The 21,045-nt window shown below is 61.5% G+C and carries 21 protein-coding genes; 9 read left to right on the top strand and 12 right to left on the bottom strand.

The features are described 5' to 3' along the window. The first annotated feature begins 21 nt into the window (after positions 1 to 21). Positions 22 to 1,362: a DEAD/DEAH box helicase gene (locus BXA01_RS11875; RefSeq protein ID WP_024014423.1), complete on the top strand. Its 1,341-nt coding sequence runs from the start codon at positions 22 to 24 to the stop codon at positions 1,360 to 1,362. A gap of 69 nt (positions 1,363 to 1,431) precedes the next feature. Here BXA01_RS11875 and BXA01_RS11870 read toward each other — a convergent pair whose 3' ends face one another. Together BXA01_RS11870 and BXA01_RS11865 are read right to left on the bottom strand one after the other, a co-directional pair. After that, positions 1,432 to 2,679: a TIGR03862 family flavoprotein gene (locus tag BXA01_RS11870; protein WP_076564196.1), complete on the bottom strand. Its 1,248-nt coding sequence runs from the start codon at positions 2,677 to 2,679 to the stop codon at positions 1,432 to 1,434. Positions 2,680 to 2,972: 293 nt separating this feature from the next. Then, positions 2,973 to 3,893 carry a histone deacetylase family protein gene (locus BXA01_RS11865; protein WP_076564195.1) on the bottom strand — a complete coding sequence of 307 codons (921 nt, stop codon included), beginning with the start codon at positions 3,891 to 3,893 and terminating at the stop codon, positions 2,973 to 2,975. A gap of 82 nt (positions 3,894 to 3,975) precedes the next feature. On the opposite strand from BXA01_RS11865, the gene BXA01_RS11860 reads away from it, so the two are divergent. The 3 genes from BXA01_RS11860 (at position 3,976) to BXA01_RS11850 (ending at position 6,116) form a co-directional block, all read left to right on the top strand. Beyond that, complete coding sequence (locus tag BXA01_RS11860; RefSeq protein ID WP_024014420.1) at positions 3,976 to 4,545, top strand: GNAT family N-acetyltransferase; 570 nt, start codon at positions 3,976 to 3,978, stop codon at positions 4,543 to 4,545. A gap of 111 nt (positions 4,546 to 4,656) precedes the next feature. Further along, on the top strand, positions 4,657 to 5,526 hold the full coding sequence (tesB, locus tag BXA01_RS11855) for an acyl-CoA thioesterase II (protein WP_076564194.1): 870 nt from the start codon (positions 4,657 to 4,659) through the stop codon (positions 5,524 to 5,526). Further along, positions 5,523 to 6,116, top strand: a complete 594-nt coding sequence (locus tag BXA01_RS11850) for an HAD family hydrolase (RefSeq protein ID WP_076564193.1) — start codon at positions 5,523 to 5,525, stop codon at positions 6,114 to 6,116. Before tesB ends, BXA01_RS11850 begins: the two co-directional genes overlap by 4 nt. Positions 6,117 to 6,232: 116 nt before the next feature. Here BXA01_RS11850 and BXA01_RS11845 read toward each other — a convergent pair whose 3' ends face one another. Continuing rightward, complete coding sequence (locus BXA01_RS11845) at positions 6,233 to 7,186, bottom strand: alpha/beta fold hydrolase (protein ID WP_076564192.1); 954 nt, start codon at positions 7,184 to 7,186, stop codon at positions 6,233 to 6,235. Further along, positions 7,187 to 8,071: a KPN_02809 family neutral zinc metallopeptidase gene (gene ypfJ, locus BXA01_RS11840; RefSeq protein ID WP_076564191.1), complete on the bottom strand. Its 885-nt coding sequence runs from the start codon at positions 8,069 to 8,071 to the stop codon at positions 7,187 to 7,189. It abuts the gene before it with no gap. A gap of 391 nt (positions 8,072 to 8,462) precedes the next feature. Here ypfJ and BXA01_RS11835 point away from each other — a divergent pair, with 391 nt between their 5' ends. Beyond that, entirely contained in the window at positions 8,463 to 9,341 is an 879-nt protein-coding gene (locus BXA01_RS11835; RefSeq protein ID WP_016773077.1) for a DMT family transporter, read from the top strand. Positions 9,342 to 9,472: 131 nt separating this feature from the next. On the opposite strand, the gene BXA01_RS11830 is transcribed toward BXA01_RS11835, so the two are convergent. Beyond that, a complete protein-coding gene (locus BXA01_RS11830) occupies positions 9,473 to 10,810 on the bottom strand; it encodes an MFS transporter (protein ID WP_056790566.1) in 1,338 nt (445 codons plus the stop codon). Between the two features lie 274 nt (positions 10,811 to 11,084). Here BXA01_RS11830 and quiC point away from each other — a divergent pair, with 274 nt between their 5' ends. Then, positions 11,085 to 12,986 (top strand): 3-dehydroshikimate dehydratase QuiC, encoded by a 1,902-nt coding sequence (quiC, locus tag BXA01_RS11825; protein WP_076564190.1) that lies wholly within the window; start codon positions 11,085 to 11,087, stop codon positions 12,984 to 12,986. Positions 12,987 to 13,087: 101 nt separating this feature from the next. Next, a complete protein-coding gene (locus tag BXA01_RS11820) occupies positions 13,088 to 13,765 on the top strand; it encodes a TetR/AcrR family transcriptional regulator (RefSeq protein ID WP_076564189.1) in 678 nt (225 codons plus the stop codon). Positions 13,766 to 13,882: 117 nt separating this feature from the next. Here the strand turns inward: BXA01_RS11820 and BXA01_RS11815 are convergent, their stop codons facing one another. The 4 genes from BXA01_RS11815 to BXA01_RS11800 form a co-directional block, all read right to left on the bottom strand. Then, positions 13,883 to 14,737, bottom strand: coding sequence for a shikimate dehydrogenase (locus BXA01_RS11815; RefSeq protein WP_076564188.1), 855 nt, complete (start codon positions 14,735 to 14,737; stop codon positions 13,883 to 13,885). 5 nt (positions 14,738 to 14,742) lie between these two features. Continuing rightward, complete coding sequence (aroQ, locus tag BXA01_RS11810; protein WP_076564187.1) at positions 14,743 to 15,183, bottom strand: type II 3-dehydroquinate dehydratase; 441 nt, start codon at positions 15,181 to 15,183, stop codon at positions 14,743 to 14,745. Between the two features lie 195 nt (positions 15,184 to 15,378). After that, positions 15,379 to 16,458, bottom strand: a complete 1,080-nt coding sequence (gene trmA, locus BXA01_RS11805; protein ID WP_076564186.1) for a tRNA (uridine(54)-C5)-methyltransferase TrmA — start codon at positions 16,456 to 16,458, stop codon at positions 15,379 to 15,381. Then, positions 16,455 to 17,750 carry an NCS2 family permease gene (locus BXA01_RS11800; protein ID WP_016773083.1) on the bottom strand — a complete coding sequence of 432 codons (1,296 nt, stop codon included), beginning with the start codon at positions 17,748 to 17,750 and terminating at the stop codon, positions 16,455 to 16,457. The genes trmA and BXA01_RS11800 overlap by 4 nt, the downstream gene beginning before the upstream one ends. 220 nt (positions 17,751 to 17,970) lie before the next feature. Here BXA01_RS11800 and BXA01_RS11795 point away from each other — a divergent pair, with 220 nt between their 5' ends. Together BXA01_RS11795 and BXA01_RS11790 are read left to right on the top strand one after the other, a co-directional pair. Further along, positions 17,971 to 18,417, top strand: a complete 447-nt coding sequence (locus tag BXA01_RS11795) for a DUF4879 domain-containing protein (RefSeq protein WP_076564185.1) — start codon at positions 17,971 to 17,973, stop codon at positions 18,415 to 18,417. Positions 18,418 to 18,483: 66 nt separating this feature from the next. Further along, on the top strand, positions 18,484 to 19,035 hold the full coding sequence (locus BXA01_RS11790; protein WP_076564184.1) for a DJ-1 family glyoxalase III: 552 nt from the start codon (positions 18,484 to 18,486) through the stop codon (positions 19,033 to 19,035). A gap of 4 nt (positions 19,036 to 19,039) precedes the next feature. Here BXA01_RS11790 and BXA01_RS11785 read toward each other — a convergent pair whose 3' ends face one another. The 3 genes from BXA01_RS11785 to BXA01_RS11775 all read right to left on the bottom strand — a co-directional run bounded on the left by BXA01_RS11785 (position 19,040) and on the right by BXA01_RS11775 (position 20,956). Continuing rightward, positions 19,040 to 19,327, bottom strand: a complete 288-nt coding sequence (locus BXA01_RS11785; RefSeq protein WP_016773085.1) for a HigA family addiction module antitoxin — start codon at positions 19,325 to 19,327, stop codon at positions 19,040 to 19,042. Positions 19,328 to 19,341: 14 nt separating this feature from the next. Then, positions 19,342 to 19,620: a type II toxin-antitoxin system RelE/ParE family toxin gene (locus tag BXA01_RS11780; protein WP_041477766.1), complete on the bottom strand. Its 279-nt coding sequence runs from the start codon at positions 19,618 to 19,620 to the stop codon at positions 19,342 to 19,344. A gap of 100 nt (positions 19,621 to 19,720) precedes the next feature. Beyond that, a complete protein-coding gene (locus BXA01_RS11775) occupies positions 19,721 to 20,956 on the bottom strand; it encodes an MFS transporter (RefSeq protein ID WP_076564183.1) in 1,236 nt (411 codons plus the stop codon). Positions 20,957 to 21,045 lie beyond the last annotated feature (89 nt).

Genomic DNA, 21,045 nt, shown 5'->3' with positions numbered 1-21,045 from the left:
ATTTTTTCCTACGGTACTCCCATGACTTTCGCCTCCCTTGGCCTGATCGAACCCTTGCTGCGCTCCCTCGAGACGCTCGGCTACCAGACCCCGACGCCGGTGCAGGCGCAAGCCATTCCGGCGGTGCTGGCCGGTCGCGACCTGATGGCAGCGGCCCAGACCGGCACCGGTAAAACTGCCGGTTTCGCCTTGCCGCTGTTGCAGTTGCTGGCCATGGAAGGGCCGAAAGTCACCGCCAACTCGGCGCGTGCGCTGATTCTGGTGCCGACCCGCGAACTGGCCGAGCAGGTCCACGAAGCCGTGCGCCAATACGCCGAGAACCTGCCGCTGCGCACATATGCGGTGTACGGCGGTGTCAGCATCAACCCGCAGATGATGAAGCTGCGCGGCGGCGTCGATGTGCTGGTCGCCACGCCCGGTCGCTTGATCGACCTGTTCCGCCAGAACGCGCTGAAGCTCAATCAGCTGCAAACGCTGGTGCTGGATGAAGCCGACCGTATGCTCGACTTGGGCTTCTCTGAAGAACTGGCGAACATTTACCGCATGCTGCCGAAAAAGCGCCAGACCCTGCTGTTCTCCGCGACCTTCTCCGATGACATCCGCCTGCTCGCCGGGCAGATGCTCAATGATCCGCTGAGTGTCGAAGTCAGCCCGCGCAACGTCGCCGCCAACACGGTCAAGCAGTGGATCGTCACCGTGGACAAGAAGCGCAAGGCTGAACTGTTCGTGCACCTGATGCGCAAGAACAAGTGGAAGCAGGTGCTGGTGTTCGCCAAGACCCGCAACGGCGTCGATGCGCTGGTGGAAAAACTTCAGGGCCTCGGTGTGAATGCTGACGGCATCCATGGCGACAAACCGCAGGCTACGCGCCAGCGCGCGCTGGACCGTTTCAAGCTCAGCGAAGTGCAGATTCTGGTGGCGACCGACGTCGCCGCCCGTGGTCTGGACATCGAAGATCTGCCGCTGGTGGTCAACTTCGATCTGCCGATCGTCGCCGAGGATTACATTCACCGCATCGGCCGGACTGGCCGCGCAGGTGCCACCGGTGAGGCGATTTCGCTGGTGTGTGCCGATGAAGTGAACATGCTTTCGGCCATCGAAATGCTGACTCGGCAGAACCTGAAGCGCCAGAACGAACCGGATTTCGAACCCGAGCACCGCGTGCCTGACACCGATGCCAGCGGTCAGGTGATCAAGAAGCCGAAAAAACCGAAGAAGCCGAAAGCGTCGGGCGGTGGCGGTGGAAAACGCAATCTGGGCAAGTGGGTCGACAGCGGCGAGACCTCGGCACCGGAGCCATCGATCAAGCCGGTGCGCAAAGTGCCGGTGTTCAATACTGGGCCGCGTAAGCGCAAACCCTGAAAGCAGCTTCGAGCGTTCAGCTGCAAGCTGCAAGTTAGAAGCGCTTTGCTTCGGCTTGCAGCTTGCAGCTCAGAACTTGCTGCTGCTTTTGAACCACTGGACGATTCCCAACCCTGCCGCCCGCCCACTGGCAAAACACCCAGTCAGCAAATATCCTCCCGTCGGCGCTTCCCAGTCGAGCATCTCGCCGGCGCAAAACACCCCCGGCAGCGCCTTGAGCATCAAGCGCTCATCCATCGCCTCGAATCTCACGCCACCAGCACTGCTGATCGCTTCATCCAGCGGACGGGTTTTCACCAGTGTCAGCGGCAACGCTTTGATCGCTCGCGCCAGGAGCGCCGGATCGGCGAAGGTTTCGGCGTCGGTCAGCTCGCGCAACAACGCTGCTTTAACCCCATCAATCCCCACCTGACTGTGCAGATGCTTGGCCATCGAGCGCGAGCCGCGTGGTTTGCTCAGGGCTGCCTGTAATTTATCCACAGGGCGACCTGGCAGCAGATCAATGTGGATAACCGCTGCGCCATAGCAGTTGATTTCCTCACGAATCGGCGCCGACAGCGCATAGATCAGGCTGCCCTCGATCCCGGTCGCGGTGATGACGCATTCGCCCAGACGCGGGATATCGTCGTTTAACCCGATGGCGATGTTTTTCAGCGGCGCGCCGGCGAATTTGCTCACCATCAGCTCGCTCCAAGCTTGCACCTCGAAGCCGCAATTGCTTGGCTGCAACGGCGCCAGATCCACGCCGCGCTGCTCCAGCGGCAACATCCACGCGCCATCCGAGCCCAGGCGCGACCAACTGCCGCCGCCGAGGGCGAGCAGGGTGGCGTCGGGGTTTACGCTGATTTCGCCTTCCGGGCTGGCGATGCGCAGTGCACCGCTTGCGTCCCAGCCGAGCCAGCGATGGCGGGTGTGGATAACTACGCCGCTGTCGCGCAGGCGCTTGAGCCAGGCGCGCAACAGTGGGGCGGCTTTCATGTCGGTGGGGAACACGCGGCCGGAGCTGCCGATGAAGGTTTCGATGCCCAGTTCATTAATCCACTGGCACAGCGCATCGGCATCGAATGCGCGCAGCAGCGGGGCGATCTGCGGTGCGCGTTCGGCGTAACGGGAGAGGAACGCCGGGTAGGCTTCGGAATGGGTGATGTTCATGCCGCCGACCCCGGCCAGCAGGAACTTGCGCCCGACCGAGGGCATGCCGTCGTACACGTCGACGCGGACTCCGGCCTGGCTCAGCACCTCGGCGGCGATCAGGCCGGCGGGGCCACCGCCAATGATGGCGACGTGGGTGTTGGCGGGAGCGGAGTTCTGGGTCATGGGCGTGCGCTGCGGTATGGCGGAACAAGGCGCGCATTCTAACAGCGCTGAACCCTGTGGGAGACACCATGTGGGAGCGAGCCTGCTCGCGAACGCGGTCTGTCATTCAATTAGATGTTGTGGGTGCTAAAGCTTTCGCGAGCAGGCTCGCTCCCACCGGGGCTGCGGTGTATTTCGAGGCTGGTTAAAAAATAAACAGTGCGCTGGGCGCCATGCCCAGCCTGGCCTGCAGTCCCTTTCGCTCAGGTTATCCACAGGCAGTTCCACAGCGATTGTGGGTAACGCAGCATGTTTCAATGACAGCCGTGTGAATCCCAGACCCGTTGCGCGCTGTGATGGAGGATGCCGTGGCGGCGGGCGAGGGCGTGGCGGTCCTTGCTGTAGCCGCCGCCGATTACCCCGACCACCGGGATGTCGCGGCCCAGACAATGGCGCATGACCCGTTCATCGCGCTCGGCCACGCCGGAGTCGGTCAATTGCAGATAACCAAGGGCATCGTCCTTGTGCACATCAACGCCAGCGTCGTAGAGCACCAGATCCGGTTGATACAGCGGCAACAGGTAGTTGAGCGTGTCATCGACGACCTGCAGATAATCGGCGTCACCCATGCCTTTGGGCAGCGGAATATCCCAGTCACTTTCTGCCTTGCGTGCGGGAAAATTCTTTTCGCAGTGCAGGGAAACGGTAATCGCCTCCGGCGTGTCGTGGAGAATCCGCGCGGTGCCGTCGCCTTGATGCACGTCGCAATCGAAGATCAGCACGCGATTGACCCGGCCGCTCTGCAACAGGTACTGGCTGATGATCGCCAGGTCATTGAAGATGCAGAACCCGGCGGGGTAATCGTAGTGAGCGTGATGGGTGCCGCCGGCCAGATGACAGGCCAGACCATGCTCAAGGGCTTGCTCTGCCGCGAGGATCGAACCGCCCACCGCGCGTACGGTGCGCCGCGCCAGCGCTTCATTCCACGGCAGGCCGAGGCGCCGTTGGTCTTCGCGGGACAACTCGCCGCTCATGTAGCGTTCGATATAGCTGCGGTCATGGGCGAGGGCGAGGATGTCGTTGGGGCAGATCTGCGGGCGCAGCAGGTCGGCGTCGCGGGTCAGGCCGCTGTCGACCAGGTGATCGCGCAGCAGCCGGAACTTGTCCATGGGAAAGCGGTGATCCGCGGGAAACTCGGGGCTGTAGTCTTCGTGATAGATCAACGGCAAGGGCATGGCTTGTTTCGCGCAGAACCAGGGAAAGAATGAACGATCCTACCAGCGATGTAGACTCAACGGCATGGAAATGGAGGGGACGATGGAGCCGATACTGGAGCTGCAAAGCGCGCGTTTGTTGATGCGTCAGTGGCAGGACGAGGATTTGCCGGCATTCGCCGCGATGTGCGCCGATCCACAGGTGATGCGCTACTTTCCAGCGCCGTTGACCCGGCTCGAAAGTGCCGCGCTGATCGGTCGCGTGCGCGGGCATTTTGCCGAGCATGGCTTTGGCCTGTGGGCGCTGGAGCGCAAGGACACGGGCGAGTTCATCGGTTTCACCGGGTTGGGCGTGGTCGGCTTCGATGCGCCGTTTACCCCGGCGGTGGAGATCGGCTGGCGTCTGGCCAAGGAACACTGGGGCCTGGGTTACGCCAGCGAAGCGGCGTGGACGGCACTGCGCGCGGGTTTCGACCAATTGAAACTGGAGGAAATCGTCTCGTTTACCGCCGGGCAGAACGCGCAGTCGGAGAAGGTCATGCAGGCGATCGGCATGCATCACGATCCGCAGGATGATTTCGATCACCCCAAGCTTGCGCTCGATCACCCGTTGCGCCGCCATGTTCTGTATCGCATCAGCCGCGAACAATGGCTGCAAACCTTGCATGAATAAGCCGACACGGACGTTTACAATGGCCGCCATCGTATTTGGCCCGTGCCAGAACCTGAATCGTCCGCCGCAGCCAAGACTGCGCGGCCATTGCTTTGTGTGAGGAGAGTCTGAATGAGCCAAGTGCTGGAAGATCTGGTCGATCTGCTGACCCTGGAACCGATCGAAGAAAACCTGTTCCGTGGTCGTAGTCAGGATCTGGGGTTCCGCCAGTTGTTCGGCGGTCAGGTGCTCGGCCAGTCGCTGTCGGCCGCCAGTCAGACGGTGGAAGAGGCGCGCCATGTGCACTCGCTGCACGGTTATTTCCTGCGCCCGGGCGATGCCAAGTTGCCGGTGGTCTATTCGGTTGATCGCGTCCGTGATGGCGGCAGCTTCAGCACTCGCCGCGTGACGGCGATCCAGAAGGGCCACCCGATCTTCACGTGCAGCGCTTCGTTCCAGTACGACGAAAAAGGCTTCGAGCATCAGGGCCAGATGCCGGCGGTGGTCGGCCCGGAAAACCTGCCCTCGGAGCTGGAACTGATCCAGCAGCGAGCGCACCTGATTCCCGAGCACATGCGTGAAAAACTGCTGTGTCCGAAACCGATCGAAGTACGCCCGGTTACCGAAAAAGACCCGTACAACCCGCAACCGGCCGATCCGCTGAAGTACGTGTGGTTCCGCGCCGACGGCGCCTTGGCCGACATCCCGGCGCTGCACAAATACCTGCTGGCGTATGCCTCGGACTTCGGCCTGCTGACCACGTCGATGCTGCCCCACGGCAAGTCGGTCTGGCAGAAGGACATGCAGGTCGCCAGCCTTGATCACGCGCTCTGGTTCCACAACGATCTGCGCGCCGATGACTGGTTGCTCTACGCGATGGACAGCCCGTGGGCCGGCAACTCCCGTGGTTTTTCCCGTGGCAGCGTGTTCAATCGCGCCGGGCAACTGGTCGCTTCGGTGACTCAGGAAGGCCTGATCCGCCATCGCAAGGACTGGGTATGAGCCTGACCGCGGTTCGTCATTGGGTGTTCGATATGGACGGCACGCTGACCGTCGCCGTGCATGATTTCGCGGCGATTCGTGTGGCGCTGGCGATTCCGCCAGAGGACGACATCCTCACCCATCTAGCTGCATTGCCAGCGGATGAAGCAGCGGCCAAACATGCCTGGTTGCTTGAGCATGAACGCGATCTGGCGTTGGGCTCGACCCCGGCCACCGGCGCGGTGGAGCTGGTGCGCGACCTGCATGCGCGCGGTTATCGCCTCGGCATTCTCACGCGCAATGCGCGGGAGCTGGCACATGTCACGCTGGAGGCGATCGGCCTGGCCGACTGCTTTGCGGTCGAGGATGTGCTGGGTCGCGACGAAGCACCGCCGAAGCCGCATCCGGGCGGTTTGCTGAAACTGGCCGAGGCCTGGCAAGTGCCGGCCAGTGACATGGTGATGGTCGGCGATTACCGCTTTGATCTCGATTGCGGCCGAGCAGCGGGGGCGCGGACGGTGTTGGTGAACCTGCCGGATAACCCGTGGCCGGAGTTGACCGATTGGCATGCGAAGGATTGTGTCGAGTTGCGGCGGATGCTTCAGGCTTAAGAGATTTGCTGTTATTGATGCCCTCATCGCGAGCAGGCTCACTCCTACAATTTGGAATGCGTTCCCCTGTAGGAGTGAGCCTGCTCGCGATAGCTTCGGCACAATCAGCACAAACCCTACTGATCAAACAACGCCTTCTGCCCCTCCGCCGACGTCAGCATGCCATCCCCGTCATGCCCGACCCCGGGCACCTCCACCAGCCGCTGATTGACCCCCTCAGGATGGCGACGCAGCAAGTAACCGAAATACAGCTTCCCGCGCATCAACCGGTAAGCCCCTTGCGCCTCGGCCGCGCAGCTCTTGTCCAGCGCCGGATGTTCCGGGTCGACGTCCTGCTGCCCGAGCAGATAAATCACCTCGCGTTTGACGTAAGCGCTCTCGACCTGCAACGGCGTTTGCCCGCCGGCATACACCGGCATGTCCGCCAGGCCGTACTTCCAGCGATTGAAGCCAGGGCATTGCGCGTGATCGAACGCCACTGGCCGCTGCTCGTTGAAATATGCATAGGACGAAGGATTGGCCACCACATAGCGCAAGCGAATGCCGTTGGCCTTGAGCGCCGGCTGATCCTTGGCCAGCAGGGCGTAACGCTGCACCACCTGACCACCGCCGGAGTGGCCGAAGATCACGATCTGCTTCACGTCCGGAAACTGTTTGCGATCGCTGAGCCGCGCGACGATTTCGTCCAGCGCCGCGTAGGAGCTCAGCGGATTCGGCCCGGTGGACAAGCCGCCGCCCATCCACTCGTTGCCCTGCCAGCGCAGCACCGTCGGCGGCAAGGAATACAGGGTGACGTCGCTTTCATTGAGAAACTGCGGAGCGATCACCAGCGTGTGCGCGGTCTGCCCGGCGAGTTCGGCGGCGCTTTCCGCGCTTTTGCGGTAGGTCTCGGCGTTGCGCAGGCGACCGTGAATGACGATCAGCACCCGCTCGATCTTCTCCGGTGCCGGGCCGATGCCCACCGCCATTTCCCCGGCCTTGAGTTGCAGGCGACCGGGGCTGATCGCATCGACGCCGGCCGCTTGCGCGGTGCCGGCGATCAACAGTAACGCCACAAGCCATTTATGCATTTACAGGGTTTTCGCCGCGAAGGTGTCGCACTGGCTTACCTGGCCTTGCGCGAATCCGGTTTTGAACCAGCGCACTCTTTGCGCTGACGTACCGTGGGTGAACGAGTCCGGCACCACGCGGCCCTGACCCTGTTGCTGCAAGCGATCATCGCCGATGGCGTTGGCGGCATTCAAGGCTTCTTCGATGTCGCCGGGCTCCAGCCAGTTCAGGCGTTTCTGCGCGTTATACGCCCAGACGCCAGCGAGACAGTCGGCCTGCAATTCCTGACGAACCAGCAAGCCGCCGTCGCCTTCCATTTGCCGGCCTTGCTGACGCGCCGTCTGCATCTTCGCCGAGACGCCCAGCAGCGTCTGCACATGGTGGCCGACTTCGTGCGCAATCACATAAGCCTGAGCGAAATCGCCGGCGGCTTTGAAGCGCTGCGACATTTCCTGAAAGAACGCCATGTCCAGATAGACCTTCTGGTCTGCCGGGCAATAGAACGGGCCGGTCGCAGAAGTGGCCATGCCGCACGCGGAGTTCACCCGATTGCTGAACAGCACCAGTGTCGGGTCTTTGTATTGGCGACCGGCCTGCTGGAAGATCGGACCCCAAGTGTCTTCGGTGTCGCCGAGAATCGAGCGGACGAATTCGGCCTGTTCATCATTGGCCGGTGGCGCCTGGCGGGTTTGCGAGGAGGGCGCCGGCTGCTCCATCTGCCCGGTCAACTGGCCGAGGATCTGCATCGGGTCCTGGCCGGTGAGCCAGCCGATGCCGACAATCAGCACGATGGCCGTCAGGCTCAGGCCCTTGCCGCCACCGAAGCGCATGCCGCCGCCACCGCCGGCATCATCACCCCGGGCGTCGACGACGTTGTCACTGCGTCGGCCTTTTTTCCATAGCATGTGGGAATCCTCTTTTATTGCCGGTGATGAATCTGCTGGTGATGAGTGTTGCCGCTGTGTGAGTGTGGCGCCAGTCCGGTCGTCCGTCCATGCACACGCGCCCACATGGTGCGGGCCTGGTATTGACGGTCGAGCGGGCCGTGAATTCAATCCCGAGTGGAATTTCTTCCGTCGAATTCATGAACCCGCTGTTTCGACGGCAGTCTGTGATGTTGCACACTGGCCGGGCGCCGAAGTGGCGGGATTCTTGCCTCAAGGTTTTGCCTGGCGGCGGTTTCCCGGCGAAGAAGAGTGCAACCTGTGCGGTTGCTGAAAGCTCAGCCGACTATGATTGCCACAACGATTGCCGCCAGCGCGAACGCTCGCCCGGATTTTTTTTCAGAGATTGCCAATGACCGTCAGCACCCCGCTCTCCGGTGTCAACCAGCCCTTCAAGGGGATTCTGCTGATTGTCGTGGCGACGTTCCTGTTTTCCAGCCACGACGCGTTGTCGAAATACCTCTCCGGTTTTTATCCGATCGTGATGGTGGTGTGGGCGCGCTATGTGGTGCACACCTTGTTGATGGCGGGGATTTTCCTGCCGCAGTCCGGCTTGCGTGTTCTGCGCACCAAGAAGCCGTTATGGCAGCTCGCCCGTGCCCTGTGCCTGCTCGGCACCAGCCTGTTTTTCACCACGGCGCTGCTGTACATCCCGCTGGCCGAAGCCACGGCGGTCAACTTTCTCGCACCGGTATTGGTCACCGCATTGTCGGTGCCGCTGCTCAAGGAACGCGTGACGCGCGGGCAGTGGATCGCGGTGATCTGCGGCTTCATCGGCGTGCTGATCATCGTCCACCCGGGCGGCGAACTGTTTACCCCGGCGATCCTGCTGCCGTTCTGCTCGGCACTGTTCTTCTGCTTCTACCAACTGCTGACGCGCAAGCTCGCCGAAGTGGACAGCCCGACCACCAGCAACTTCTTTGCCGGGCTGTGCAATACCCTGGTGATGAGCGCGCTGGTGCCGTTCTTCTGGCAGGTGCCGACGTGGACTCACGCCGCGCTGATGCTGGCGCTGGGCAGTTGCGGGATGACTGCGCACTTGTTTCTGACCCAGGCCTTCCGTCACGCCGCGCCGGCATTGCTGGCGCCGTTCGGCTATTGCCAGATCGTCTTTGCCGGGTTGTTGGGCTGGCTGCTGTTCAATCACACCCCGAGCGGGTTGACGGTGATCGGTATCGCGGTGATCTGTTGCAGCGGATTGGCGGCAGCGTGGCAGCAGAGCCGGCGCTGAAGAGCGGATCCCGGTTCAACTTGTGGGAGCGAGCCTGCTCGCGAAAGCGGTGTGTCAGTCGCCATATTCAGCGGCTGACGTGACGCCTTCGCGAGCAGGCTCGCTCCCACAATGGGATGTATGCAGGCAGGTTATTCGGTAATCGTCGGAATCTTGCGCGGTGCCATGAAGTACATCCACGTCAGTGCGAGGAAGTACATCGCCGGGATCAGCGTGAACAGCACCGTGTAGTTGTTGTTGGTGACGGTGAGAATGTGGCCGACGATCTGGGTCATGAACATCCCGCCGATCGCTGCGCACATGCCGCCGAAGCCGAACACCGTGCTCATCATGTGCTTGGGCGTGTAGTCCATCACCAGGCTCCAGATGTTCGCAGTCCAGGCCTGATGCGCGCCGATCGCCAGCGAGATCGCCGCCACCGCCACCCACAGATTCGCCGAGCCGGCGGCCATCACCACGCCGATGATGCAGCAGGCAAACAGCAACATCGACAGCAGCCGCGCCTTGATCGAGTTCATCCCGCGACCGATCAGGAACGAGGACAGAATCCCGCCGCCGACACTGCCGAAGTCAGCCGTGACATAAATGATGATCAGTGGAATACCCATCTGCGTCACGTTGATGCCGAGGTTGTATTGCTGATTGAGAAACGGCGGCAGCCAGTACAGATAGAACCAGAACACCGGCGCGGTCAGCGAGTAGGCAAGGGCGAAGGCCCAGGTGCCGCGCATGCGCAGGATCTTGCTGAACGGCACGCGGGCCTGTTCCGGTTCGACTTGCTGCTGGATGTAATCGAGTTCCGACTGTTTCACCGTCGGATGGTCTTCTGGATTGAAATACTTCAAGCCCCAGAACAACAGCCAGATGCCACCCAGTGCCGCCATGCACAGGAACGCCGCTTGCCAGCCCCACACATGCAGGACCAGTGGCAGGAGCATCGGCGTGAACATCGCGCCGACGTTGGTGCCGGCGTTGAAAATGCCGGTAGCGACAGCGCGTTCACCGGCCGGGAACCACAGGCGCGTGGTTTTCACACAGGCCGGGTAGTTGGCCGCTTCCGTCAGGCCGAGGATGAAGCGGCAGACCATGAAGCCGACCGCCGAGGTCGCCAGGCCATGGGCGCCGGTGGCCAGGCTCCAGAGCAGTACGGCGCAGAAGAACACGCGCTTGACGCCGACCCGGTCGATCAGGCGTCCCTGCAGGACAAACCCGATCGCGTAGCCGACCTGAAACCAGAAGTTGATGTTGGCGTAATCCATCGCCGTCCAGCTCATTTCCTTGGCGAGGATCGGCTGCATGACGCCGAGAGCGGCGCGGTCGATGTAGTTGAGGGTGGTGGCGAAAAACACCAGCGCCAGCATGCCCCAGCGGGTCTTGCCGACAGCCATGGCGCCGCGGATCTTGTCGCCTATGCCACCCGTGGCAGTGCTCATGGCCGGAGCCATGCGGGAAGTCTGTGAAGGAATCATGTGTTCCACCCGTTTTTGGATTTGTTATTTGGTGTTCTTTTCTGTCGAACACCTTGCCCGGCGGTTAGTGGCCGGACTCGATGTGCAACCGATGTTGGGCAGTGAACAAAAAATCGTCAATTCGCCAAATCGCCTTAGTGTTCGATAATCGCACGCAAAACTAACCGGGTAGTACACTTTAAATTGCTGCGCGCAGGGATGCAGCCAATAATTTGTTCATCCTATAAAAGCGGCGCGGCTCACGCAGCCGCCGTCTCCAAACGGGAGTTGAAACATGCAGCGTTCCATTGCCACCGTTTCCTTGAGCGGCACCCTGCCGGAAAAACTCGAAGCCATTGCCGCCGCCGGGTTCGACGGCGTGGAGATTTTCGAAAACGACCTCCTGTACTACGACGGCAGTCCCCGGGAAATTAAACAGATGTGCGCCGATCTGGGGATCGCCATCACCCTGTTTCAGCCGTTCCGTGACTTCGAAGGCTGCCGCCGCGATCGCCTGGCGCGTAACCTGGAGCGTGCCGAGCGCAAGTTCGATCTGATGCAGGAACTTGGCACCGACCTGGTGCTGGTCTGCAGCAACGCCTCGCCGGACAGTGTCGGCGATCAGCAAATCCTCGTCGATGATTTGCGCCTGCTGGCCGAACGCGCCGGCGCCCGTGGCTTGCGCATCGGTTACGAAGCGCTGGCGTGGGGCCGTCACGTCAATACTTATCAACAGGTCTGGGACATCGTCCGTCAGGCTGATCACCCCAACCTCGGCGTGCTGCTCGACAGCTTTCACACCCTGTCGCTGAAGGGCGATCCCGGCGCAATCGCCGACATTCCCGGCGACAAGATCTTCTTCGTGCAAATGGCCGACGCGCCGATCCTGGCCATGGACGTGCTGGAGTGGAGCCGGCATTTCCGCTGTTTCCCGGGGCAGGGCGAATTCGATCTGCCGGGTTTCCTCGCACCGATCATCAAGAGTGGTTATACCGGACCGTTGTCGCTGGAAATCTTCAACGACGGCTTTCGCGCCGCGCCGCCACGGGCCAACGCCGCCGACGGTTTGCGCTCGCTGCTGTATCTGGAAGAGAAGACCCGTCAGCGTCTCGAGCAGGAAGCGCCGCCGGTGGCCAACCGTGAAATCCTTTTCGAAACGCCGCCGGCCAGCGAATACAACGGCGTTGAATTTCTCGAGTTTGCCGTCGACGAAGCGCTGGGCGCGAAGCTCAGTCACTGGCTGCAACGCCTCGGTTTTGCCAAGGCCGGGCAGCATCGCTCCAAGAGTGTCAGCCTGCTGCGTCAGGGCGATATCAACCTGATCCTCAACTCCGAGCCGTATTCGTTCGCCCACAGCTTTTTCGAAGCCCACGGCCCGTCGCTGTGCGCCACGGCGGTGCGGGTCAAGGACAGCGCCAGTGCGCTGGCCCGGGCGGTCGCTTACAAGGGGCAGCCCTATCGCGGCCTGGTCGGGCCGAATGAACTGGAGCTGGCGGCGGTGCGCGCACCGGACGGCAGCCTGATTTATCTGGTCGATGCGGACGCCGACGTGTACGGCACCGATTTCAATCTGTTGCCGGACGCGCAGACCGGCGGAGGCCTCAAGCGTATCGATCACATGGCCATGGCGCTGCCGGCGGACAGCCTCGACAGTTGGGTGCTGTTCTATAAAAGCCTGCTGGATTTCGAAGCCGACGATGAAGTGGTCTTGCCCGATCCGTACGGTCTGGTGAAGAGCCGCGCACTGCGCAGTCGCGACAGCTCGATCCGGCTGCCGCTGAACATCTCCGAGAACCGCAACACCGCCATTTCGCATGCGCTGTCGAGTTATCGCGGCTCCGGTGTGCACCACATCGCCTTCGATTGTGACGACATTTTCGCCCAGGTCAGTCGCGCCAAGGAGGCCGGTGTGCCGCTGCTGGACATCCCGCTGAACTATTACGACGACCTCGCCGCGCGTTTCGATTTCGACGATGAATTCCTCAGCGAACTGGCCTATTACAACGTGCTCTACGACCGTGATGCCCAGGGCGGCGAGTTGTTTCATGTCTACACCGAGCCGTTCGAGGGGCGGTTCTTCTTCGAGATCATCCAGCGCAAGAATGGCTATGCCGGCTACGGCGCGGCCAACGTTGCGGTGCGGCTGGCGGCGATGGCCAAATCCCGCAGCGGTGCGGTGCGTCAGGCGAAGTTGTAGGGAATTCGTAAACGCGGGATTAAACACCGGCTGCGCGGCTTCCTTCACTGTCCCGCGCGGCCCATAATCGCCGCTTGTGCAGTGATGGCCGTGAGCCCGCGATGACCATGAATTCAGAACTTTCCGCCGCTGCTGTCGAGCCCGACGCAGTGCCGCGCAAGAGTCGCAAGAACAATCCGGAAAAGACCCGCGAGAACATTCTGCAGGAGGCGATCGTCGAGTTCGTCCAGCAGGGCTTGTCCGGCGCTCGCGTCGACGCGATCGCCGAGCGCATCCACACCTCCAAGCGCATGATTTATTACTACTTCGGCAGCAAGGAGCAGTTGTACGTCGAGGTGCTGGAGAAGCTTTACAGCGATATCCGCAGCACGGAAAACCGCCTGCACCTGGACGAACTGCCGCCTGAGCTGGCGATCCGTCGGTTGGTGGAATTCACCTTCGACCACCACGATCACAACGTCGATTTCGTGCGCATCGTCAGCATCGAAAACATCCACAACGCCGAATACGTAAAGCGTTCCGATGCGATCAAGGCGCTGAACAACACGATCCTCGACACCTTGGGCGGGATTCTGCAACGGGGCGCGGACGAAGGTCTGTTCCGGCGTGGCATCGATGCGCTGGACGTGCACCTGCTGATCAGTTCGTTTTGCTTCTATCGCGTGTCGAACCGCCACACGCTGGGAGAAATCTTCCAGATCGACCTGCCGGACGAAACCATCAAGCAGCGCCACCGCGAGATGATCTGCGAATCGGTGTTGCGCTACCTGAAGACCTGACTCGATCTCCCTGTGGGAGTGAGCCTGCTCGCGAAAGCAATGTGTCAGTCGCCCTGTTCGTTGACTGATCCAGCGCCTTCGCGAGCAGGCTCGCTCCCACAGGGGCCACTTTGAAATTCAGCCATTCATGCTCTGAAAATGCTCAAGCATGCGCTGCGCATCCGCCACCACGCCGCTGAACAATTCAAACGCCTTCACCGCTTGAAACACCGCCATGTTGCCGCCATCCAGGGTGCGGCAACCCAAGGCGCGGGCATCGCGCAGCAGTTCGGTTTCCAGCGGGAAATACACGATCTCCGCGACCCACATTTCCCTGCGCAGCAACCCGGCCGGCACCGGTGAACCCGGCAGCTTGGCCATGCCCATCGGCGTGGTGTTGACCAGACCATCGGTCTGCGCCAGCGCCCTGGGCAAATCCGCTCCGGCCTGCGCGCGACTGGCGCCAAAATGTTGATTCAGATTGTTTGCCAGGCTCTGGGCACGCTCGCGGTCGACATCAAAAATCGTCAATTGCCGTACGCCTTCGCTGAGCAGCGCGTGGGCCACCGCCGCGCCAGCCCCGCCTGCGCCCATCTGGACTACACGTTCTCGGGCAGCGTCTGTCAGACCCCGGCGAAAACCCTCGGCGAAACCGAGGCAATCGGTGTTGTGGCCGACACGCCTGCCATCCTTCAGCACCACGGTGTTGACCGCGCCGATACCGCGCGCTTCCGGGGACAATTCGTCGAGCAGCGGGATGACCGCCTGTTTGCACGGGAAAGTGATGTTCAGTCCGGTGTAATTCATCCGCTCCGCCGCTTGCAGCAGGTCGGGCAGGGCCGTGCTGTCGAGGTGCAATTGATCGAGGTCGATGAGTTGGTACAGATAACACAGGCCCTGCGCATCACCTTCGTGCTCATGCAGTGCCGGTGTACGTGAAGCCTGAATCCCGGCGCCGATCAGCCCGGCGAGTATCACCTTGGAACGCGACATGGTTCTTACCTCTGCAACCGCTGACCGAAATGCTCCAGCGCCAGGCGGTAGCCATGGCTGCCGAACCCGCACATCACGGCCGTGGCGATGCCGGAAACAAACGAATGATGACGAAACGGCTCACGGGCGTGGACATTGGACAGGTGCACCTCGATCACCGGCAATTCACTGGCGACCAGTGCATCGCGAATTGCCACGGACGTATGCGTCCACGCCGCCGGATTGATCACGATCCCGGCACAACGACCACGCGCGGCGTGAATCCAGTCGAGCAGCTCGCCTTCATGATTGGTCTGGCGAAATTCCACGGTCAGGCCGAACTCGTCAGCCGCGCGACCACACAGCGCCGAAATATCCGCCAGGGTTTCATGACCATAAGTCGCCGGCTCGCGGGTGCCGAGCAGGTTCAGGTTCGGGCCGTTAAGCACCAGAACGATAGGGGGCATGGGGGCAACTCCAATTATTGTTTTTGGCATGGGCCGAGAGGTTCCGGCCTGTGGAGATAAAATGTACTAGATGGTTACATCGGTCAATTGAACAGAAATGACCGAGGCGTTTTGTGTTCGGTGATCGCACGGATCAAAAGATTCCCACAAAAAAGCCGTCAATCACGACGGCTTTTCCGTATCCGCTACCCGCAATCAACGCCGGGTCAGCAGCACACCGGATTCCATGTGGTGGGTCCACGGGAACTGGTCGAACAATGCGCACTTGGTAATGCGGTGGGTGTCATGCAACTGGGCGATGTTGGCCGCCAGGGTGTCCGGGTTGCAGGAAATGTAGAGGATGTTGTCGAAGCGCCGGGTCAGTTCGCAGGTGTCCGGGTCCATGCCGGCGCGTGGTGGGTCGACGAAGACGCTGCCGAATTCGTAGCTCTTCAGATCGATGCCGTGCAGGCGGCGGAACGGGCGCACTTCGTTGAGCGCTTCGGTCAGCTCCTCGGCGGACAAACGCACCAGCGTGACGTTATCCACAGCGTTTTCGCTGAGGTTGCTCAGGGCCGCGTTGACCGAAGTCTTGCTGATTTCGGTAGCGAGCACTTTGCGCACGCGCGTAGCCAGCGGCAGGGTGAAGTTGCCGTTGCCGCAGTACAACTCGAGCAGATCGTCGCTGCGATCGCCCAGCGCTTCGTATGCCCAATTGAGCATCTTCTGGTTCACCGTGCCGTTGGGCTGGGTGAACGCGCCCTCGGGCTGGCGATAGCTGAAGGTGCGGCCGCCGACTTCGAGTTTCTCGACGACATAGTCCTGACCGAGCACTTCGCGCTTGCCCTTGGAACGGCCGATGATGCTCACGCCGAGATCGGCCGACAGCTTCGTTGCTGCCGCATGCCAGTGCTCGTCCAGCGGACGGTGATAGCACAGGGTGATCATCGCGTCGCCGGCCAGCGTGGTCAGAAATTCGACCTGGAACAGCTTGTGGCTCAGCGCTGAACTGGCTTGCCACGCGGCCTTCAACTGCGGCATCAACTGGTTGATGCGCAGACTGGCAATCGGGAATTCTTCGATGAAGATCGGCGTGCGTTTGTCGTCCTGAGAGAACATCGCGTAGTGGCGTTCGCCGCCCTCGCGCCACAGGCGGAATTCGGCGCGCAGGCGGAAGTTCTGCAACGGCGAATCAAACACCGTCGGCGCAGGTGCATCGAACGGTGCCAGCAGATCACGCAAGCGCGTGACCTTGGCTTCGAGTTGTTCGGCGTAGGCTTGGGAATCGAAACTCATGCGTTGAACCAACCCAACTTGATCACAAACAGAATCGACAGAATCACCAGTGCCGGGTTCAGCTCACGGGCACGGCCGGACAGCAGCTTGATGGCGGTCCAGGCGATGAAACCGAACGCGATGCCGTTGGCGATCGAATAGGTGAACGGCATGGCCAGCGCGGTAACCACAACCGGCGCAGCCACGGTGATGTCGTCCCAGTCTATTTCCGCCAGGCCGGAAGTCATCAGCACGGCGACGAACAGCAGCGCTGGCGCAGTGGCGAACGCCGGAACGCTGGCCGCCAGGGGCGAGAAGAACAGCGCCAGCAGAAACAGGATCGCCACGACGATGGCGGTCAGGCCCGTGCGGCCACCGGCACTGACGCCGGCAGCGGATTCGATGTAACTGGTGGTGGTCGAAGTACCCAGCAGCGAGCCGGCCATGGCCGCCGTACTGTCGGCGATCAGCGCGCGGCCCATTTTCGGCATGTGGCCGTCCTTGCCCATCAGGCCGGCGCGCTTGGCGACGCCGATCAGGGTCCCGGAGTTGTCGAACAGGTCGACGAACAGGAATGCGAAAATCACGCTGACCAGACCGATGTCCAGTGCGCCTTTGATATCCAGTTGCAGGAAGGTCGGCGCCAGCGACGGCGGCATTGACATGATGCCGCCGAACTCGGTGACGTTTAGTACGATCGAGGCGATGGTTACGGCGAGAATGCCGATCAGCACCGCGCCGCGCACTTTCAGCGCTTCGAGGGCGACGATCACGGCAAAGCCGACGGTGGCCAGAATCGGTGCCGGTTTAGTCAGATCGCCGAGGCCGACCATGGTCGCCGGGTTGCTGACCACGATACCGGCGTTGTGCAGGGCGATCAGCGCCAGGAACAGGCCGATACCCGCGGCGATCGCCGAGCGCAGTGGCAGCGGAATGGCGTTGATGATCCATTCGCGGATGCGGAAGATCGACAGCAGGAAAAACAGCACGGCGGAAATGAACACCGCACCCAGCGCCACCTGCCAGGTGTGGCCCATGTGCAGCACCACGGTGTAGGTAAAGAAGGCGTTCAGGCCCATGCCCGGAGCGAGGGCGATCGGGTAGTTGGCGATCAGGCCCATCACGGTCGAGCCGATTGCAGCCGCCAGACAGGTGGCGACGAAGATCGCGCCTTTGTCCATGCCGGTCTCGCCGAGGATGCTCGGGTTGACGAACAGAATGTAAGCCATGGCCAGGAAAGTCGTGACGCCCGCAAGAATTTCGGTGCGCACGTTGGTGTTGTGTGCCTTGAGTTGAAACAGCCTTTCCAGCATGTCTGCTCCCCGTGGCGCGCGTGGCGCCGTGAATGTATCGACCTCAACAGCAAAGCACAGACCGTCGCAAGCGCCTGGAAAATTGTCGTGGGCCGGAAAAAGCCGCGCATCATACCAGCCGCGTGAGGAATTTGGCGGATGTTGGTGTCGATCGTCGGCGAAGTTTTGCGCAGCCGACAACTGCGCCATACTGCGCGCTGATTTTTTGGAGTGGGCAGGCATGCGCAACGGTTGGATCAGGATTTTCGGATGGATTGCAGCACTACTGGTGACAGCTCCGGCGTTCGCGGCATCGGCGCCGCCACTCTCCGAGGTGAAGGTGATCAAAGTGCAGTCACCGTCCTGCGGCCTGGAAGATATTGCCGATAACCAGCCGCAAACCCAATGCAATCACAGCGGGCCGAATATCAAAGTCTTCGTGCTGGAAGTCGGCTATGGCCAGAACCAGCCACACGTGACTCTGGATGGCTTCGAGGTCAACGGCACCCGAGGTCCGGTGTGCGCCTTCGATAATGGCAACCTCACCGAATGCACGCCTGGTAGCAAAACCGTCGGCTCTCTTTATACCTTCGATCTGGCCGGCAAACAGCAAGGCACCTTCAACTTCAGCAACACCTCGATCAACGCTCCGCGCAACACGCTTTCGACTCAGCTTTACATCAAGTAACGGCTGTCTGCGAACAGGGTGGACAAAGCTGACTACGCTTGACTGACTATCCAGCGGAAAGCGCCCATGACTTCCAGAGCCCTGATTGCCCTCGCCGAGGGCATCGACGATTTGCAAAGCGTGACTCTGATCGACGTGCTGCGCCGCGCCGGCATCGAAGTGGTCGCCGCCAGCATCGAAGGCCGACGCATGCTGACCTGTGCGCGCGGCACCCGGCTGACTGCCGACGGCATGCTGGTCGATGTGCTGGCGCAGAGTTTCGACCTGATTGTCCTGCCGGGCGGTGCCGTCGGTTCCCTGCATCTGGCGGCGCATCAGCCCTTGCAGCAATTGCTCAAGGATCAAGCCAGCGCCGGCCGCCTGTTCGCCGCCATCGGCGAAGCCCCAGCCACCGCCCTCCAGGCATCAGGCGTGCTGCGCCAGCGACGCATGACCTGCCTGCCCGGCGCCAGCCATCAGTTGTCCGGCTGTACGTTTGTTGATCAACCGGTGGTGGTCGACGGCAACTGCATCACCGCCCAAGGCTCGGGCGCGGCGCTGGAATTTGCCCTGACCCTGGTCGAGCAGCTTGGTGGCAAGGCGTTGCGGGCGAGGGTGGCGGGGGAGTTGATGGCCTGACGGTTCAGCCGTGGGCTGCGAGGGGTTCTATCATTGGTTGCTCACGGTGCTCCGCTTGCCAAAGATCGTAGTCGGTTTGGACGCCTAGCCAAACGCGCGCCTTGCCGATCCCTGCACGCTCAAGTCGTACTGCCAGATCCGGGCTGATCGGCGCGTGTCCGTGCAGTACGCGCGAAAGATGCGGGCGTGCAAAGCCAAGGTGCCGGGCCAATTCGCTCACGCTGATACCAAGCTCGGGCAAGACATCCAGCAGCAGGGTTTCACCGGGGTGTGGCGGGTTGTGCATGGGCATGAGCCTGCCTCCTGTCAGTGGTAGTCCAGATAATCGACCAATTCGATATCCGAACCGACAAAACGAAAGATCACTCGCCAGTTGCCTGAAACGCTGAGCGACCAATATTCGCTCAGCTCACCTTTCAGCGGATGCAGGCGCCAGCCGGGCAAGTCCAGGTCTGCGGGAAGCGTCGCTCGATCCATGAACTGCAACATGCGCGAAAGCCGTTTTGCATGGTCGGCACGAATTCCACGAGTCGTACCTGTTTCATAGAAGCCACGAAGGCCTTTGTGCTGAAAGGATTTGATCATGGCGGCGAGTGTAAGGCGATACATTACACCTGGTGCGGTAACTATGTACCGCACGTTGTCGCTTGATAGGTGCTAAGCAGGTGAGTTTTTTCCAAAAAACTCAGACCTTCTCTTCCACCGGCACATGCATCCGATCCCGACTCGCCAACGTCGGAAACAGTTTGATCCACGTCCCCGTCACCACCAGCGTGCCGATCCCGCCCATGACCACCGCCGGCACGGTGCCGAACCAGTGGGCGGTGAGGCCGGATTCGAATTCGCCCAACTGGTTCGAAGCGCCGATGAACAGGCCGTTCACCGCGCTAACCCGGCCGCGCATTTCGTCGGGGGTTTCCAGTTGTACGAACGAGGCACGGATGACCATGCTGATCATGTCCGCTGCGCCGAGCACCACCAGCACCGCCAGCGAGAACCAGAACGAGGTCGACAAACCAAACGCGATGGTGGCGACGCCGAAGATGCCGACGGCGGTGAACATCACCCGGCCGACATTGCGTTCCACGGCAAATCGCGCCAGAAACAGCGACATCAGCAACGCACCCACCGCCGGCGCAGAGCGCAACAGGCCAAGGCCCCACGGGCCGGTCAGCAGAATGTCCTTGGCGAACACCGGCAGCAGCGCTGTGGCGCCACCGAGCAACACGGCGAACAGGTCCAGCGAGATCGCGCCAAGGATGTCCGGGCGGCTGCGGATGAAGCGAATCCCCGCCAGCAGCGAGTCCAGCGTGGCTTTACCTTTATTCAATGGCGTCTGGCGTGCCGGCAGGTTGAGCATCAGCGAACAGGCGATCACATACAGCAGCACGGTCGGGCCGTAGACCCAGACGCTGCCGAACGCGTAGAGCAAACCGCCAAGAGCCGGAGCGACGATAGTGGCCGACTGCTGCGCCGATTGCGCGGCGGCAACCGCACGGGGGAAAAGCGCACTGGGGACGATGCTGGGCAGCAAGGCCTGAGTCGTCGGCATCTCGAACGAACGGGCGGCGCCGAGCAGGAAGGCGAGGATGAAAATCATCTCGCGGGTGACATGGTCGGTGGCGCTGCCGATGGCCAGCGCCAAGGCAATCAATGCCTGCAATGACTGGCAGAGTGCGGCGACCTTGCGCCGATCGTAGCGATCGGCAACGTGCCCGGTGTGCAGCATGAACAGCACCCGCGGGGCGAATTCGACCAGCCCGACCAGGCCCAGATCCAGCACGTTGCCGGTCAGTTGATACAGATTCCAGCCGATCGCCACGGTGAGCATCTGGAAACCGCTGGCGGTGAAAATCCGCGCCAGCCAAAAAGCCATGAACGGACGATGGTGACGTAACAGCAGGGGCTCTTGTGTGGGCATCTGAAGGCAGGTCTTGGACGAGTGAACGGCGAGATTATCACCAGTCTGTAACAGGAAGTTGCTACGAGAAACAATTCAGTTAGGCCAGA

It is taken from the genome of Pseudomonas sp. B10 (assembly GCF_900156235.1).
Lineage (GTDB): Bacteria > Pseudomonadota > Gammaproteobacteria > Pseudomonadales > Pseudomonadaceae > Aquipseudomonas > Aquipseudomonas siliginis.
This window is presented reverse-complemented; position numbering and strand designations above follow the sequence as displayed.